Below are 16,165 nucleotides of genomic sequence, written 5' to 3' on the forward strand. Positions count from 1 at the left end.
CAATAAAGATTTTCCAACCAAAGGCTTTGAGTCTATTGAGCAAGCTAGGAGCTGGGTGTTTGAATTTGTAAACTTTTATAATAAAGAATCCCTTCATAGTGGTATAAAGTATGTAACTCCACATGATAGACATTATGGTTTAGATGATGAAATACTTGCAAATAGAAAAGAAGTCTATAAAAATGCTAAATCAAAAAATCCTAATAGATGGTCTAAAGGTATAAGAAATTGGGATAAGGTTGAAATAGTAAGCCTTAATCCAACCGATGATTTATACAAAAACGAGAAGCTTAAGAAAAAAGTTCTATGACAACTTACTTGACAAACACCGGCCATAGGTGCTGTTGCAAGGAAATTAGTGTATATAATACATGCTGTATTAAAAAATAACAAACCTTATACACTATAGCCTAAAGGATAATTCTTTTCTTTCTTGCAAAACCATAAGGTTATTTCAACACAACATTCTTCCTGACTTAGTTATCATATGCCGCCTACTCAAATATTGCATCTCTTCGATTAGATCAACAGCAAAGCAGTTTCCAAAAATTAATACTAATAGTACAAGGTTGTAGTTAACAACTAATATTTGTATAGATTTAATAAAATATTTTTCTACCCTAAGCCTATTTTTTTGTGAAAAACCATAAATTCTATTAATATTACCTTTTTTAAAATATTTCTTTTGTTCTTTTTTTAAATATTATCTTGATATATTACTCTTTATTATATTTTTAGTTTACTATGTGCAATGTAACATATTATATATAATATGTCAAATTTTTGTGTATCAAGGATTTTATGTAATTGCTATTATATGTAATTTCTTCAAATTTTTCATGCCTTAACATTAAATATTCTACTTAACAATTGTTATAGAGAAAAACTTAGAGTAAAATTATTGTAGATAAAATTACAAAAAATAAAAGAGAGTTCCTCCATATATTATGATGTAAGTGACAAGACCAACATCAGAGGAGGAACTCTCTTGGAAACTATTATACATGGAATTTCACAAAAAATCATCAATGAAACAAAAGAAAATTTAATTAATACTTTGGCGAACCATAAAAATATATCGGAATTCATTTTAAATACTGAAAAAATCCTTGATGATATAGGCGTACAGATAGTACAAAAAGCGTTGGAAACAGTGGATTATTTAGTAAAACTGGATAATTTAAGAAAAGAAAAATGGACTGTTCAGAGAAAAGCAGACAAAAAAACTATAGCTACAATATTGATGTGAACCCTAAAATCCGGACTTACGGTTAATATTTTAAATTATGCGGCTTGTTGCCTATATTCAATAGGTGACATGCCGTTTAATTTTGCTTTTATTCTCTCGTTGTCATACCAGCAAATATATTGTACAATTTTATTTTGTAATTCTTTAATTCATGTGAATTTTTGCCCATAATACATTTCTTGTTTTAATAGTCCAAAGAAGTTTTCCATTGGTGAATTATCTATACAATTTCCACGTCTAGACATGCTTTGCTTAACCTTTCTTTTTTCTAGTCTATTCACCCAATGAATATGTTGATAGTGAAATCCCTGGTCAGAATAAATTGTCAAATTATGTTTTTTTGGTAATGACTTGAGAGCCTTATCTAAAGAATCAGTAGCAAACTTTACAGTTGGAGAAGTAGAAATATTAAAATATATTATTTCGCTATTAAATAGATCCATTATCGGTGATAGATACAACTTTTTATCACTTCCACTTATCTTAAATTCAGTTATATCTGTTCCCCATACTTCATTAGGATTCGAGACATTAAACTGCCTATTTAATTTGTTTTCTGCTATTCTACCTACTTCACCTTTAAATGAACTATAGCCCCTAGATCTCCTAGTAAATTTGATACATCTAAGGCCATTTTCTTTCATAATCCTATATACCTTTTTATGATTTATTTTTATACCTAACTTCTTTAATTTAATAGTTATTCTTCTATATCCATATGTTTTATTAGATTCTTCAAATATATTTTTTATCATATTTACTATTTTTAGTTCTTCTTCATCAAGCTTATTTAGTTTTTCTAACCACTCATAGAATGAGCTTTTGGGTAAACCTGATATTTCCAACCAGGTTTTTAATCTTATTTGAGTAAACTTTTGCCATAATTCTATTATTACCTTTGATTTTTCCTTGTTTTTTGCTCTCTCTCCCGAATTAAGGCTTTTAGCTTTTTTTCATAAGCTAAACTGGCCCTTAAAAATTCATTTTCTTATCTTAATTTTATAAGTTCCTCTTTTTCCGATTCATTTATTTTATTTAGTTTAGATATGTTTTTTTCATTATCTACTTTATACATATTACTAGGCCTCCCCATAGACTTACTAAGCCCTTCAAAGCCTTCCTCTAAGTACTTTCTTTGCCAACTAGCAATTGTTGATGGATTAGCAACTTCTCTGTAAGAGCATTTATTGAACTGTCTATATTGTATTACACTTAGTTTAAATTCTCCAGAATAAAATGTCTTGGTCATCTTCTTTCTTAAAGCATCTTCACCAAATTGCTCATACTGATTTACCCATTTTCGCAATTGACTATTATCACTTATATTGTATTTTTTAGTTAAAATACCGTAGCCTCCAGATTTACCGCTTAAATATTCTAGTACTACTTTTAATTTGAATTCAAATGAATATTTTGACATAGCAAAACCCCCTAAGTCCGTGTCTGATATGATACCTCCAAAGTAGACAGTCTAATTAATTAAAATTAGATAATCTACTTTGGAGGTGTTTTTTATGGGAAAGAAATCACAATATAGTATAGAAATAAAAATGAAAGCATGCAAAGACTATGAGAAAGGTAAAGGTAGTTTTCAAAGCATAGCCGAGGAAATTGGAGTTAATTGGACAACATTAAGAGAATGGTACTTTAAATATAGAGAACATGGGGTCAATGCATTTGATACTACAAAGAGAAACAATTCTTACACCAAAGAGTTTAAACTAGAAGTTATAGAAGAATATATAACTAACAAAGGATCTTATATAGATTTAGCAGCTAAACATAATATTGATAAAAGGGTAGTTAGAAGCTGGGTTAATAAATGGTATAATGATATAGAAATCAAGGATTATATGCCTAAAGGAGATGTCTATACCATGAAATCTAGAAAAACTACATTTGAAGAAAGATTAGAGATAGTTAAATGGGTTATTGAAAATGATATGAGCTACAAGGATGCAGCTTACAGATATGCAATAACTTATGCATTAGTATACAAATGGACAAGGGCATATATAGATAAAGGGGACGATGCATTGAGGTATCAAAAGCGCGGACCAAAACCAAAGTCCGAGGTTGACGAAAGTGATTTAACAGAAGTTGAATTATTAAAATTAGAACTTGAAAGAGAGAAATCTCTAAGAAAAAGAAGAGAATTTGAACTAGAAGTTCTTAAAAAAAAAGAAGAGTTGGAAAGAAAGCTTCGCTCTCAAAAGTAAGATACCAAGTAGAGTATGAAACAATAGATTTTTTTAAAGAAAAGGGATATGCCATAACAATTCTATGTGAGTTACTCAATATATCAAGAAGTGGCTACTACAAGTATAAAAAGCGAATTAAACCCGAAAAAGAAAAACAAGATGAGTTAATCTGCTCATTAATCAATGAATATCACTCAAGTTTTGATGGGATATTAGGTTATAGAAGGATGGCCATGTTCATAAATAGGCTAAATCACAAATCATTTTCACAAAGATATATACACAGACTTATGAAATATTTGGGCATATCTGCCAGAATCAGAAAAAAGAAAGTTAATCGTAGAAGAATAAAGCCTGAATATACAAAAGAGAATATTCTATCAAGAGATTTTACAGCCAAGTTACCTAACGAAAAATGGCTCACAGATGTAACTGAATTCTCAATTCCTGGGGATAATAGAAAGCTTTATCTAAGTCCAATTATGGATCTTTACGATAACTCTATCTTAGAATATGAATTATCTTTTAAAAACAATAACTCCTTAGTGTTTAAAATGTTTGATAGAGCAATTGAAAAATATCCAAATGCAAAGCCAATATTTCATAGCGATAGAGGTTTTCAATATACTAATAATTCCTTTAAAAATAAGATTAATAAAGCAGGGATGACACAAAGTATGTCTAGAGTTGGTAAATGTATTGATAATGGTCCTATGGAAGGATTCTTTGGTATTTTAAAAGCTGAGATGTTTTATGGAAAAGCCTTTAAATCTCTTGAAGATCTAAAAGAAGAAATAATCAAATATATTAAATTCTATAATGAAGAAAGATTTCAAAAAAGATTAGGGTGTATGGCTCCTCTAGAATATAGAAACCACACACCCAAAAGTGCATAAAACTTAATTAAATTAGTTGTCTACTTGACAAGGGTCAGTTCAGTCCGGATTTAGGGGGTAACATCATATTTGGTGAAGTTAATTATAAAAGAACCTACTATAAAAATAAGAAAACTAGTGAATATAAATATTTATCAGATGAAAGATTGGGAATAGATATACATGATAGATTAGATTCGTCTTTAAAAGCGAAGCTTGTAGATGAAGCTATACAATCTTCTTATAAAAAAAGTGGTCAAATAGCTGTTAACTCTATTGAAAAAACTTGACACTATCGAGAAAAATATCTACTTGTCTATTAATCATTATTTATATATACTGTCATAAGGGGTGGGTATTATGTTTAGATTAAATAAGAAATCATATATCTTCATTATTTTTATATTATTAATTACATATGTATATATTGGAATAATAAATAAAACCTATAATATAGACGATATTATAGGAATAGATAAAGGTGATATTATAAATATTACTCTACATAGAGAATCAGAAAAAATAGATATTTTAGACAAAAAAGATATTAGTAATATTATAAATTACTTCAAGAATTATAAATACAAAAAGGTCTGGGGTAGTTCCTATAGTGAAAATGGACATGAATTACCTAAAAATACTTTCCAACTATCTATAAAAACAGATAATTATTTCTTCCGAATTGGTATGTATCAATATACAGCTATTATTGTGAACAAATTCAATAGAATAGAGTGGAAATTAGAAGATACAACAATATATAAATTGAAAGATAATATTTTAAACTTTGAATTTTGGGAAAATTTTTTTCCTAATTAAAATCTCTTATATGCCATAGATTTTCCTTACTTGTAGATACACCTATAGCACCAGCATCTATGCTTTTCATTATATCATTTTTATCCATCATAAGTCCTCCAGCTATCAACGGTATATTTACGCTATCCTTTATAGTTTTTGTTGCCTTGGGAATTACACCAGGTAAAACCTCAATAACATTAGGTCTTGTAGCCCTAGCTATTCTTATACCAACATCGATAGAGTGGCTATCTGATAAATATATCCTCTGTATAGCAAAAATACTCATATCTTTGGCATATTTTATAAGAGAGTCCTTTGCTGTTATAATACCTTGAGGTCTTATATTTCTTGTTATATATCTTAATGCTACCACATCTTTAGAGAAACCATCTATAGCATCTATATGTATATATATGCTTTTATTTTTGTCATTCACCTTGTTGACTATATATTCTAAATTAAATATATTCCCTGATAATAAAAAAATTATTTTACATGGTGAATTCAATGCCTTATCTAAGTTCTCAGTGTCATTTATTGTAGCTATCACAGGATGTTCTACTAAACAATCAAAAAAATCTACCAGCATAAACACACCCCCTAAATACATTCATTCTATGTTTATATTTTATCACTATAAAAATTGGCATACAAGAAAAAAGAAGGGCTGAACAAAATCTTGTCTATAAATTAATATAATAATCCTGTTCAGCCAATCATGTACTTTTATATAAACCCACAAAACTTTTGCCCTAAACTATCACTTATCTGAATATTTTAAGTAGCTTTTCTGCATCTAATGGATTAAGTTCCCTGTCTACAAGGGATTTACCATTCTTTATAGTATCAAGCTTATCTCCATAGGTTTCTTTTTCAACTTTATATATTATACCAATAGGTATTCTATCCCCAAATTCCATAGATTTCTTAAATGCCCTTTCTTTATCTGTATAGTCATAATCCTCTGGCAAATGATAAACTCTATTTTTATACCAACTAAAGGTATTCACCTTGTTCCATACCACACAAGGCTGAAATATGTCTACCAATGCATATCCCTTATAATTTATTGCCTCTTTCATAATCTCTACTAGATGTGGAATATCTCCAGAAAAGCCTCTAGCCACAAATCCTGCACCCATAGTCAAAGCTAAAGCTAAAGGTTTTAAAGGTTCTACTTTTACTCCATCAAATTGTAAAGTAGTCTCTTGCCCCATTGCTGTGGTAGGGGATGATTGCCCCTTTGTCAATCCATATATTTGGTTATCATGCACAAAATGAGTTATATCTATGTTACGCCTTATAGTGTGTATAAAATGGTTGCCACCCTCTCCATAGGTATCTCCATCACCAGATTCTGCAATTACTTTTAAATCTTTATTTGCCATTTTTATACCTATGGCAGGAGGCAATGCCCTACCATGTAGCCCATTAAATCCATTTACTTTTATATAATGGGGCATTTTAGCTGCCTGACCTATGCCCGATGATACGACTACCTGATGAGGTTCTATTTCCAGTTCTTCCAATGCTTGTTTTAATGCAGTCCTTATCATATAGTTCCCACATCCAGGACACCAGGAAGGTTCACAGAGTTTATATTCATACTTCATTATAATACCTCCTTCAATCTGTTATATAGCTCATCTCCACTAAAGGGTCTTCCATCATATTTCAATATTTTATCACTACACTTAATCAACGCTTCTTCTCTAATTAGACTGTCTAATTGAGCTGTAGCATTTTGTTCCACGTCTATTATTCTTTCAACAAAATTGTTCATTTCAAATAATCTTTTAGTAGGAAATGGCCATATATCTCCAAATACCAATGCTCCTACAGATATGCCTTCTTCATTAAGTCTGTCTACAGCTTCCTTTACCGCACCATAGGTAGATCCCCAACAAACTACTAAATTCTTCGGTTTTTCATCACCTATTAGCCATGGTTCTTCCACTTCATCCTTCAATAATCCAAATTTTTTCATTCGTTTATCAACCATTTTTATCCTAATTTCACCACTCTCAGTAATATGTCCCCATTGGTCATGCTCATCACTGTCCACCAATACTACCTGACCTGGTACTTTTCCAGGTATCAATCTAGGAGATATACCATCATCTGTATATTTATACCGTTTATATTCTTCTCCAGTTATATCTTTAGCCTCTACAAGATATCTTTTTATTTCAATTTTACTGAAGTCAAAGGATGGTTTAGTAGTCATACAATCTGCCAGGTATTGATCGCTTACTAATAGTACAGGTATTTGATATTTTTCTGATAAATTAAAAGCTCTGACTGTTTGATAAAATGCATCCTCTGTATCTCTAAGGGCCATAATCATCCTTGGGAATTCGCCATGACCTGCATGGATCATAAATCTTAGATCTGACTGCTCAGTTCTAGTGGGAAACCCTGTTGCTGGTCCTGGTCTTTGGACATTTATCAAGACTATTGGTACCTCTATCATCCCAGCCAAACTCAATGCCTCTACCATTAATGCAAATCCTCCCCCAGATGAACCGGTCATGGCCCTTACACCTGCATAAGAAGCTCCCAATGCCATATTTAATGCAGCCACTTCATCCTCTACTTGATCCACTGCAATACCCATTTCATCGGCATTAGCTGCTATAAAGTTTAATACTCCCGTAGATGGAGTCATCGGATATCCACAATAAAACTTACATCCTGCTGCTATAGCTCCCAATCCCACAGCCTGGTTTCCATTTATTAAAATATTCTCACCCTCTGTAGATTGTAAATTATACCTTTGTTCTAATAAATCATATCCCATATCCAATGCTCCCATATTCACTTCTGCAATTCTATCGCTAAATTCCTCTTTTATGACCCCTTTGCTCACATCCCTTGGAAGCCCAAAATATTTCAGTATAGCTCCTAATCCCACAGTGGGATAGACCCTAGAATTCTTTAATTTCTTTGCCAATTCTATCAACGGCAAATGGATTATATCTTTATCCTTGGCTATTCCTTTATCAGAAATAATTATACCTTCATTATTCAATTTGTCATTATGAAGATTTACAGTCTCTTCATTTAGGGCAAACACTATATCTACTTTTAAATTATATGTATATATAGGTCTGTCTGAAAATCTTATTTGAATAAAATTATGTCCTCCTCTTACTCTAGACATGTAATCACTATGTGAAAACACATAAAATCCACAACGGGTCAAAGTTTTCTCTAGAAGATGTGCAAAGGTGTCCATCCCTTGACCTGCTTCGCCACCTACTAATACACTAAAATCCATATCTTTACCTCCCCATAAAAATACTTTTTTCAAGATAATCTACATCATTTCTATTACATTAATTCTAGATATCATACAATTACTCTTTAAAAGTAATGTATACAACTTTAATATATGTTATACCCTATATTTTCCTATTAAAAAACAAAATTCCTTATCTGTATACAAATAAGGAATTTTGTAGAAATGTATATCTATTCAACTTCTATATTTTTAGATATGGTTATATTAAGTTTTTTCAATTTATTGTACAATGTTGTTCTGTGTATACCTAGTTCTCTAGCAGTTTTAGAAATTTTATAATCATTTTTATTCAAATAATCCAAGATTATCTCCTTTTCAAACTCATTCAGTATAAAATCCAAATCATTTCCCTTAGCATCAATGGAAAACTTTTTCCCAGAGGTAATAAGATTAGACGGCAACTGTTTTATACCTATCCTTTCATCATCTGCTAATGCATATGCACTCTCCACTACATTTTTAAGCTCCCTTACATTGCCTGGCCATGTATGGTTTCGTAAAAGCTCCATGGCCTTAGGTGTTATAGTGGTACTAGTTTTATATTTTTTATTCAATTCTTCTAAGAAGTCATTCATAAATAATTCTATATCTTCCTGCCTCTGTCTTAATGGTGGTATTTCTATATTTATTACATTTAATCTATAATAAAGATCTTCTCTAAATTTCTTTTCTTTTATCAATTTCCTTAAATCTTGATGGGTTGCAGAAATTACCCTCACATCTATGGGTATTGGCTCGTATCCCCCTATTCTCTCTATCTCATTTTCTTGAAGAACCCTTAATAATTTAGCTTGCATATGCATAGGCATATCTCCAATTTCATCTAGGAAAATAGTTCCTCCATCAGCCAATTGAAATTTTCCTTTTTTCCCTCCCTTTTTAGCTCCTGTAAAAGAACCTTCTTCATATCCAAATAGTTCAGACTCTAAAAGTTCTGCTGGAATAGCAGCACAATTAATCCTAATAAGAGGATTATTTTTCCTATCTGAGGCATAGTGAATAGAGTTTGCAAATACTTCTTTTCCCGTCCCAGTCTCTCCTGTTATCATAACAGGTAGATTGTTTTTAGATGCCTTTTTAGCCAATACCTTTACTTCATCAAATTTATCGCTAACCCCCACTATACTTTCAAAGGAGAACTTGCTTTCACCCAATCTTCTAAGCTCATCCCTATAATATTTTAATTCCTGATCCTGTCTTTTCAATTTATCTGCCAATTTTATAGTATGAAGTCTAAATTTAACCTGGGCCACCGCAGCTATAACCTCATCATTATTCTTTACTGGAGATCTAGTCACTACTAAAAAATCATCTCCATTATATTTCTGACCATCTACAAATTCATGGATTACATCCACTTCCTTTTTTCCTGTTGAAGCAATTTCCATCATTTTGGTATTCTTTATCAGTTCACTTATATTTCTTCCAAGGGCATAGTCTTTACTGGTACCTAAAAAATCACAATAAGATTTATTTATCTCTAAGATAGTTCCATCTACAGCTGTAACTACAAATCCATCTTCAGTCATATTTAAGATTTCATCAAAAACTAGTTTATAATTTTCATAGCTTTTAAATGTATCCAAGGCCATCGGACCATCTCCTTTTGTATTCTATTTTTATTATATCAGAAAATTTCAAACAGTAAACTCACGGTATATAGCAAAATAAACTTGGAATAAATTTTGCTTATGTATATGAAATGTAAAACAAAATACAAAAGGAGGTTTCATTTATGGATCTAAAAAATTTATTATTAGAGGAAAAGGAAGGTCTATTGACTATTACCTTCAACAGACCAAAGGCTTTAAATGCATTAAACAACGATACTTTAAAGGAATTAGATCAAGTTATAGAATATGCTAAATCCAAAGAAGACATCCTAGGTTTAATAGTGACTGGTGGAGATGGAAAGGCCTTTGTAGCTGGAGCAGATATAGTTCAAATGCTTCCTTACAAGTCTGAAGGCGGAAGAGACTATGCAGAATTTGCCCAGGGAGTGTTCAATAAATTAGAGTCATTGCCTAAACCCGTTATAGCTGCAGTAAATGGTTATGCATTAGGTGGAGGGTGTGAACTGTCTATGTCCTGTGACATTAGAATCGCATCTGAAAAAGCAGTCTTTGGCCAACCCGAAGTCAATCTTGGAGTTATACCTTGCTTTGGTGGTACCCAGAGACTAAGTAGGCTTGTAGGTGCTGGAATCGCCAAGGAATTGATATACACTGGAAGATTTGTAGATGCCCAAGAAGCTAAGTCAATAGGATTAGTTAATAAGGTAACTACTAAAGAAGAATTATTGAAAGAAGCGGAAGAAATGATGAAACTAATCATTTCTAAGGCCCCTATGGCTATAAAATACTCAAAATTAGCTATAAACAGAGGAATAGAAGTAGATATATATACAGGATTAGAGATAGAAAAAGATTTAGCCGCACTAACCTTTGCATCAGAGGATAAAGATGAAGGTATGTCAGCATTCGTAGAAAAACGAAAACCTGAATTCAAAAATAAATAATAACAAGCTACTATAAAAGCTATCCATTGTCAATGGATGGCTTTTTTTTAACAATATTTATTAGATATTGAAATCTATATTTTATATATTACTTACCACTATATTTCCATTGTTTTTTTCAGTATTTTTTTAAATATTTTTTGTAGAGGTTTCTCTACATTTTTATTGTTTCGACATTTTTTTCAACATTGTTAATATTTTAAAACCTATATATTTTCTTTATCATAGCATGTTTTTTAAACTTTTGTAGATGTTTTTATACACATTATATTTTTTTATACAGTTTATTGGTAGAAACTTACTGTCATTTAAGATATTTTTATACCCTAAATAATTATTTTTAAAAAACTTTTTTGCTATTTCTTTAGTCTATAATTGATTTTTATGAAATTTTTTAGTGTTTTTTTATAAGACTTTTAAACATTGGCACAGTTTATGCGATTATAAAAGGGCGTAAATCGTTAATAAATTAACCAGAGGGGGAGGAAATATTATTTATGATTCCTAAAAAAAGTAATTTTCATATTTTACAAATTGGATTTAAAGACAGTTTTACAAAAATTATTGATGAGGATGCTGTACAAAAGTTTTCAGAATTAACTGGTGATGTCAATCCTATTCACATGAACGAAGACTATGCTAAAACCACTAGGTACAAAAGAAGGATTGCCCACGGTGTTATAAGTGCAGGTATTATATCTGCTCTAATAGGCAATAAAATGCCTGGCGTTGGAGCTATATATGTATCTCAAGAGTTAAAATTTAAAGCTCCCGTATTCATAGACGATATCCTAACTGCCAATGGAGAAGTTGTTGAGAGATGGGAAGATAAAAATAGAATTAAAATTAAAACGGATGTTATTAATCAAGATGGAAAAGTAGTTACAGAGGGTTATGCCATAGTTATGTTTGAATAATTTAACATTTATACGATTGGAATATTAAATCCTGGCCAGGAATTTTAATAAAATATGCATCAAAAATTATAATCTAAATATCAAAACTATATGAGGGGGTAAATTTTTATGTTAAGTATTTTAGGTCTAATAGTTGGACTTTTTCTTCTAGCCTTCTTAATAATGAAAGGCTATCATATTTTACTTACTGCTATATTCTGTTCTTTGATTGTAGCTCTTGCAGGTAATTTGAACTTGTATACTGCCATAACAGATACATATATGGCTGGATTTGTTTCTTTCTTAAAGTCTTATTTCCCAGTATTCTTGGTTGGTACAATATTTGGTAAGTTCATGGAAGAAACTGGTGCTGCTGCTGCAATAGCACATTTAATAGTATCTAAATTAGGTGCTGGCAAGGCACTTTTAGCCGTTACTCTAGCCTGTGGTATTTTGGCTTATGGTGGTGTAAGCGTTTTCGTAGTTGGTTTCACTGTGTATCCAATAGCCCTTATGCTTTTTAAAGAAGCTAATCTACCTAGAAGATTTATACCTGGTACAATCATCTTTGGTTCTATTACCTTTGCTATGACTTGTCCCGGTACTCCACAAATTCATAATATTATACCTATAAAATACCTTAATACTACACCAATGGCTGGTACTACTGTAGGAATTGTAGTCGCTGCTCTTATGTTAGTATTTGGACAATTATGGCTTGAAAAGATGGTAAAAACTGCTACAGATAATGGTGAACACTTTATATCTAGAGAATCAGATGCAGTACAGTCAAACCCAGATAAAGGACTTCCTCCTGGAGGATTATCTTTTATACCGTTAATATCTTCTATAGTTTTCTTAAATGCTCTACACTTTAAAGTTGAAATTGCTGTACTATGTGGAATTATTATTGGCATGATTCTCCTTTATAAATATGTTGATAAAAATACAATTACAGATGCCTTTGCTGAGGCTTCAGTTTCAGCAGTAACAGCCATCGCAAATACCTGTGCTGTGGTTGGGTTTGGATCAGTAGTTAAAGCCGTACCTGCTTTTGACCTTTTAGTTGATGCCATTGTTAAAATCCCTGGACCTCCACTGGTTGGAGCCGCTATAGGAGTTTGTATAGTTGCAGGTATCACTGGTTCAGCATCAGGTGGTATGGGTATAGCAGTTCCTCTACTTTCTCCAATATATATAGCTAGAGGCGTTGTTCCTGAAGCCCTTCATAGGGTTTTGGCTATAGCTGGTGGTGGATTAGACTCTTTACCCCAAATGGTATATGTGGTGAAAGTCATAAAGATGCCTATGCTCCAGTATTTTGGCTAACAGTATTTTTACCCATGGTCTCCACAATTTTAGCAATAGTACTATTTACATTATTCCCAAATTTACCATAGCCTTTAATTTATGGGCTGTTATCTATCAGAGTCATTTATTTATCATACTAATTATAAAGGTTTACAAACCTTTAATTATAAAAGATTTTATCTTTAAGGAGGAATAGGTAATGTCAAATAAAATTATCAATACTAGAGATGCTATAAATTTAATTAAAGATGGTCAAACATTGGCTATCGGTGGCTTTGTTGGTTTTACAATTCCTGAAGAACTTTTAGTTGGTCTTAAGGAAAAATATTTAGAAACTCAATCACCTAAAAATCTCAATGTATTCTATTGTGCTGGTATAGGTGATGGAAAAGAAAGAGGACTAAATCATCTGGCATTAGATGGACTAATATCTAAGCTTTATTGTGGTCATCTTGGCCTTGCTCCAAAACTTGGTGCCCTTGTTGCTCAAAATAAGTTCCCAGCATATACAGTACCTCAAGGGGTCACAGTCCATTTGTTAAGAGCAATAGCTGGTGGTAAACCTGGAGTACTTACCCATGTTGGACTAAAAACCTTTGCAGATCCAAGGATCGAAGGCTGTTGTGCCAATGAACTTGCAAAGAAAGAACCTATAAATCAAATAGTTAATATTGATGGTAATGATTGGATATTGTATAAAAGCTTCCCTATAGATGTTTGCTTTATAAAGGCCACAACTGCTGATACCCATGGAAACCTTACCCTTGAAAATGAAGCATTGTTTGCTGACCAACTGTCTATGGCAGAAGCTACTAAAAATTCAGGTGGTATTGTTATAGCTCAAGTTGAAAGAATTACAGAATACGGTAGTCTAAATGCTCAAAATGTAAGGGTGCATAGTCATCTAGTAGATCATATAGTTGTTGGCAAAGATGAAAATAATGTTCAATCATTCTTATTTGATAAATTCATACCTGAATGGACTGGTCAGATTAGAAGACCATTGGATAGCCTTGAAAAAATGCCCCTTAACCCCAGGAAGGTTTGTGGTAGAAGAGGCCTATTTGAACTGGAAAATGATATGTTAGTAAACCTCGGTATAGGGGTTCCTGAAGCAGTTGCAGCTGCAGCCAGTGAAGAAGGTATTGCCGATAAATTTACCTTGACTATAGAATCTGGTGTTATGGGAGGAGTTCCTGCATCTGGTCTTGGTATAGGGGCTACCTATAATCCCGATGCAATCCATGAGCAAGGATTTATATTTGATCTATATGATGGTGGCGGAATAGATATTGCTTGTTTAGGTGCTGCCGAAATAGACAAAAAGGGCAATGTAAATGTCAGTAAATTTGGTGGCAGAGTAGTTGGTCCTGGTGGTTTTGTGAATATAACTCAAAACTCAAAAAAGGTCATATTCTGTGGAACATTTACTGCTAAGGGTTTAAAAACAGAAGTTAAAGATGGTTCTTTGAAAATAACTACTGAAGGTAGTAGTAAAAAGTTTAAAGAGGAAGTTGAGCAAATATCCTTTAGTGCTGATTATGCCAATGAATCAGGTCAAGAGGTATTATATCTCACTGAGAGGGCAGTATTTAGGCTTACCAGTGAAGGTATAGAGCTTATAGAAATAGCCCCTGGGGTTGATCTACAAAAAGATATACTTGACCAGATGGAATTCAAGCCACTCATTTCAGAGAATCTAAAGGAAATGGATACAAAAATATTTACAGATGAACCTATGGGAATTTCTCTTTAGACCCTTGGAACCACGGTTATGTAATGCCGTGGCTCCTTTTGAAGTAGTTTAATTAATAATATTTAATATAAATAGAGGAGGTATTTTAATGAATTTTGACTTCACCAACGAACAAAAAATGATTAGACAATCTATAAAGCAATTTGTTGAAAACGAGATTGAACCCATCGCTGAGGAAATAGATAGAAACCATAGATTTCCTAGGGAAACTATAAAAAAATTAGGGGAATATGGATTTTTAGCTCTAACATTCCCTAAAGAATATGGTGGTGCAGAAGGTGATGAATTATGTAAGACTATAGTCTTAGAAGAAATAGCTAAAAAATGTGGTGCTACAGCAGGTATAGTATCTGTTCATTATCTTCCCATTAATCTATTGCTTAAATATGGTACTAAAGAACAAAAGGAAAAATATATTCCAAAATTAGTTACTGGAGAACATATAGGTGCATTTGCATTAACTGAACCAAATGCGGGATCTGATGCTTCAAATGTCCAAACCACTGCTGTTCTTGATGGTGATGATTATGTATTAAATGGTACTAAATGTTTCATAACCAATGGTGGTGAAGCTGACACATATATAATCCTTGCAATGACAGATAAATCTAAAGGTACTAAAGGTATAACAGCCTTTATTGTAGAAAAGGATACCCCTGGATTTAGTATTGGTAAAATCGAAGATAAATTGGGAATTTGTGCTTCTTCTACTTCTGAGCTTATTTTTGAAAATTGTAGAATTCCAAAGGAAAATATGTTAGGTAAAGAAGGTAAAGGATTTAAAATAGCCATGGTTGGACTTGATGGTGGTAGAGTAGGTATGGCAGCTCAGGCTTTAGGATTGGCTAAAGGTGCCTTTGAAGAAACTGTTAAATACCTTAAAGAAAGAAACCAATTTGGTAAACCTCTTATTAAATTCCAAGGTCTTCAATGGTATCTTGTTGAAATGCATTCAAAGATAGAATCGGCAAGATGGTTAGTCTATCATGCCTCTTACTTAAAGCAATCAGGCAAACCATTTACAAAAGAAGCTGCCACAGCAAAACTTGTGGCATCAGAAACCGCTATGTTTGTTACACATAAAGCTGTTCAAATGCATGGTGGTTATGGCTTTATGAAAGATTATCCTTTAGAGAGAATGATGAGAGATGCAAAAATAACTGAAATATATGAAGGAACTTCTGAAATCATGAAGATAGTAATTGCTTCACAGATTACTAGATAGTCATTTTTAATACTTCAAATTCAAAGACT

Annotated in this window: 17 protein-coding genes and 1 pseudogene; 11 read left to right on the forward strand and 7 right to left on the reverse strand. The window is 32.1% G+C overall.

Features of this window, described 5'->3' with window-relative positions; all coding sequences use genetic code 11:
* Window positions 1-310, forward strand: a pseudogene (locus Q326_RS17245) (IS3-like element ISAzo10 family transposase); the annotation flags it as partial.
* Window positions 311-988: 678 nt separating this feature from the next.
* A complete protein-coding gene (locus Q326_RS0111790) occupies window positions 989-1,249 on the forward strand; it encodes a hypothetical protein (RefSeq protein WP_026895581.1) in 261 nt (86 codons plus the stop codon).
* Window positions 1,250-1,284: 35 nt separating this feature from the next.
* On the opposite strand, the gene Q326_RS19195 is transcribed toward Q326_RS0111790, so the two are convergent.
* The 3 genes from Q326_RS19195 to Q326_RS17255 form a co-directional block, all read right to left on the reverse strand.
* A complete protein-coding gene (locus tag Q326_RS19195) occupies window positions 1,285-1,398 on the reverse strand; it encodes an IS3 family transposase (protein WP_084489640.1) in 114 nt (37 codons plus the stop codon).
* Window positions 1,399-2,142 carry an IS3 family transposase gene (locus tag Q326_RS17250; RefSeq protein WP_156936304.1) on the reverse strand — a complete coding sequence of 248 codons (744 nt, stop codon included), beginning with the start codon at window positions 2,140-2,142 and terminating at the stop codon, window positions 1,399-1,401.
* A gap of 95 nt (window positions 2,143-2,237) precedes the next feature.
* Entirely contained in the window at window positions 2,238-2,669 is a 432-nt protein-coding gene (locus Q326_RS17255; RefSeq protein ID WP_205687674.1) for a helix-turn-helix domain containing protein, read from the reverse strand.
* A gap of 94 nt (window positions 2,670-2,763) precedes the next feature.
* On the opposite strand from Q326_RS17255, the gene Q326_RS0111805 reads away from it, so the two are divergent.
* The 4 genes from Q326_RS0111805 to Q326_RS0111825 all read left to right on the forward strand — a co-directional run bounded on the left by Q326_RS0111805 (window position 2,764) and on the right by Q326_RS0111825 (window position 5,144).
* Complete coding sequence (locus Q326_RS0111805) at window positions 2,764-3,468, forward strand: helix-turn-helix domain-containing protein (protein ID WP_034602087.1); 705 nt, start codon at window positions 2,764-2,766, stop codon at window positions 3,466-3,468.
* Window positions 3,469-3,491: 23 nt separating this feature from the next.
* The gene (locus Q326_RS0111810; protein WP_084489638.1) at window positions 3,492-4,346 is read left to right on the forward strand and encodes an IS3 family transposase; all 855 of its coding nucleotides are present in this window, start codon (window positions 3,492-3,494) and stop codon (window positions 4,344-4,346) included.
* A gap of 65 nt (window positions 4,347-4,411) precedes the next feature.
* A complete protein-coding gene (locus tag Q326_RS18280; RefSeq protein WP_245592101.1) occupies window positions 4,412-4,615 on the forward strand; it encodes a UPF0236 family transposase-like protein in 204 nt (67 codons plus the stop codon).
* A 70-nt stretch (window positions 4,616-4,685) separates the two neighbouring features.
* Window positions 4,686-5,144 carry a hypothetical protein gene (locus tag Q326_RS0111825; RefSeq protein ID WP_026895584.1) on the forward strand — a complete coding sequence of 153 codons (459 nt, stop codon included), beginning with the start codon at window positions 4,686-4,688 and terminating at the stop codon, window positions 5,142-5,144.
* Here the strand turns inward: Q326_RS0111825 and Q326_RS0111830 are convergent.
* From Q326_RS0111830 to Q326_RS0111845, 4 genes are all read right to left on the reverse strand, one after another.
* Window positions 5,137-5,715 carry a glycerol-3-phosphate responsive antiterminator gene (locus Q326_RS0111830; RefSeq protein WP_026895585.1) on the reverse strand — a complete coding sequence of 193 codons (579 nt, stop codon included), beginning with the start codon at window positions 5,713-5,715 and terminating at the stop codon, window positions 5,137-5,139. The two genes, Q326_RS0111825 and Q326_RS0111830, sit on opposite strands and share 8 nt — an antisense overlap.
* Before the next feature lie 175 nt (window positions 5,716-5,890).
* Window positions 5,891-6,739 (reverse strand): 2-oxoacid:ferredoxin oxidoreductase subunit beta, encoded by an 849-nt coding sequence (locus Q326_RS0111835; protein ID WP_026895586.1) that lies wholly within the window; start codon window positions 6,737-6,739, stop codon window positions 5,891-5,893.
* Entirely contained in the window at window positions 6,739-8,406 is a 1,668-nt protein-coding gene (locus Q326_RS0111840) for a 2-oxoacid:acceptor oxidoreductase subunit alpha (RefSeq protein WP_026895587.1), read from the reverse strand. Before Q326_RS0111840 ends, Q326_RS0111835 begins: the two co-directional genes overlap by 1 nt.
* A 194-nt stretch (window positions 8,407-8,600) precedes the next feature.
* Window positions 8,601-10,022: a sigma-54 interaction domain-containing protein gene (locus Q326_RS0111845; RefSeq protein WP_034602089.1), complete on the reverse strand. Its 1,422-nt coding sequence runs from the start codon at window positions 10,020-10,022 to the stop codon at window positions 8,601-8,603.
* 143 nt (window positions 10,023-10,165) lie between these two features.
* On the opposite strand from Q326_RS0111845, the gene Q326_RS0111850 reads away from it, so the two are divergent.
* The 5 genes from Q326_RS0111850 to acrC all read left to right on the forward strand — a co-directional run bounded on the left by Q326_RS0111850 (window position 10,166) and on the right by acrC (window position 16,136).
* The gene (locus Q326_RS0111850; RefSeq protein ID WP_034602090.1) at window positions 10,166-10,948 is read left to right on the forward strand and encodes an enoyl-CoA hydratase-related protein; all 783 of its coding nucleotides are present in this window, start codon (window positions 10,166-10,168) and stop codon (window positions 10,946-10,948) included.
* 497 nt (window positions 10,949-11,445) lie between these two features.
* Window positions 11,446-11,865, forward strand: a complete 420-nt coding sequence (locus tag Q326_RS0111855) for a MaoC family dehydratase (RefSeq protein WP_026895590.1) — start codon at window positions 11,446-11,448, stop codon at window positions 11,863-11,865.
* A gap of 108 nt (window positions 11,866-11,973) precedes the next feature.
* Complete coding sequence (locus Q326_RS17260; protein WP_051531430.1) at window positions 11,974-13,173, forward strand: GntP family permease; 1,200 nt, start codon at window positions 11,974-11,976, stop codon at window positions 13,171-13,173.
* Between the two features lie 181 nt (window positions 13,174-13,354).
* Window positions 13,355-14,911, forward strand: a complete 1,557-nt coding sequence (locus tag Q326_RS0111865; protein ID WP_026895591.1) for an acyl CoA:acetate/3-ketoacid CoA transferase — start codon at window positions 13,355-13,357, stop codon at window positions 14,909-14,911.
* Between the two features lie 88 nt (window positions 14,912-14,999).
* Window positions 15,000-16,136: an acryloyl-CoA reductase gene (acrC, locus tag Q326_RS0111870; protein ID WP_026895592.1), complete on the forward strand. Its 1,137-nt coding sequence runs from the start codon at window positions 15,000-15,002 to the stop codon at window positions 16,134-16,136.
* Window positions 16,137-16,165 lie beyond the last annotated feature (29 nt).

It is taken from the genome of Clostridiisalibacter paucivorans DSM 22131 (assembly GCF_000620125.1).
Classification (GTDB): domain Bacteria; phylum Bacillota; class Clostridia; order Tissierellales; family Clostridiisalibacteraceae; genus Clostridiisalibacter; species Clostridiisalibacter paucivorans.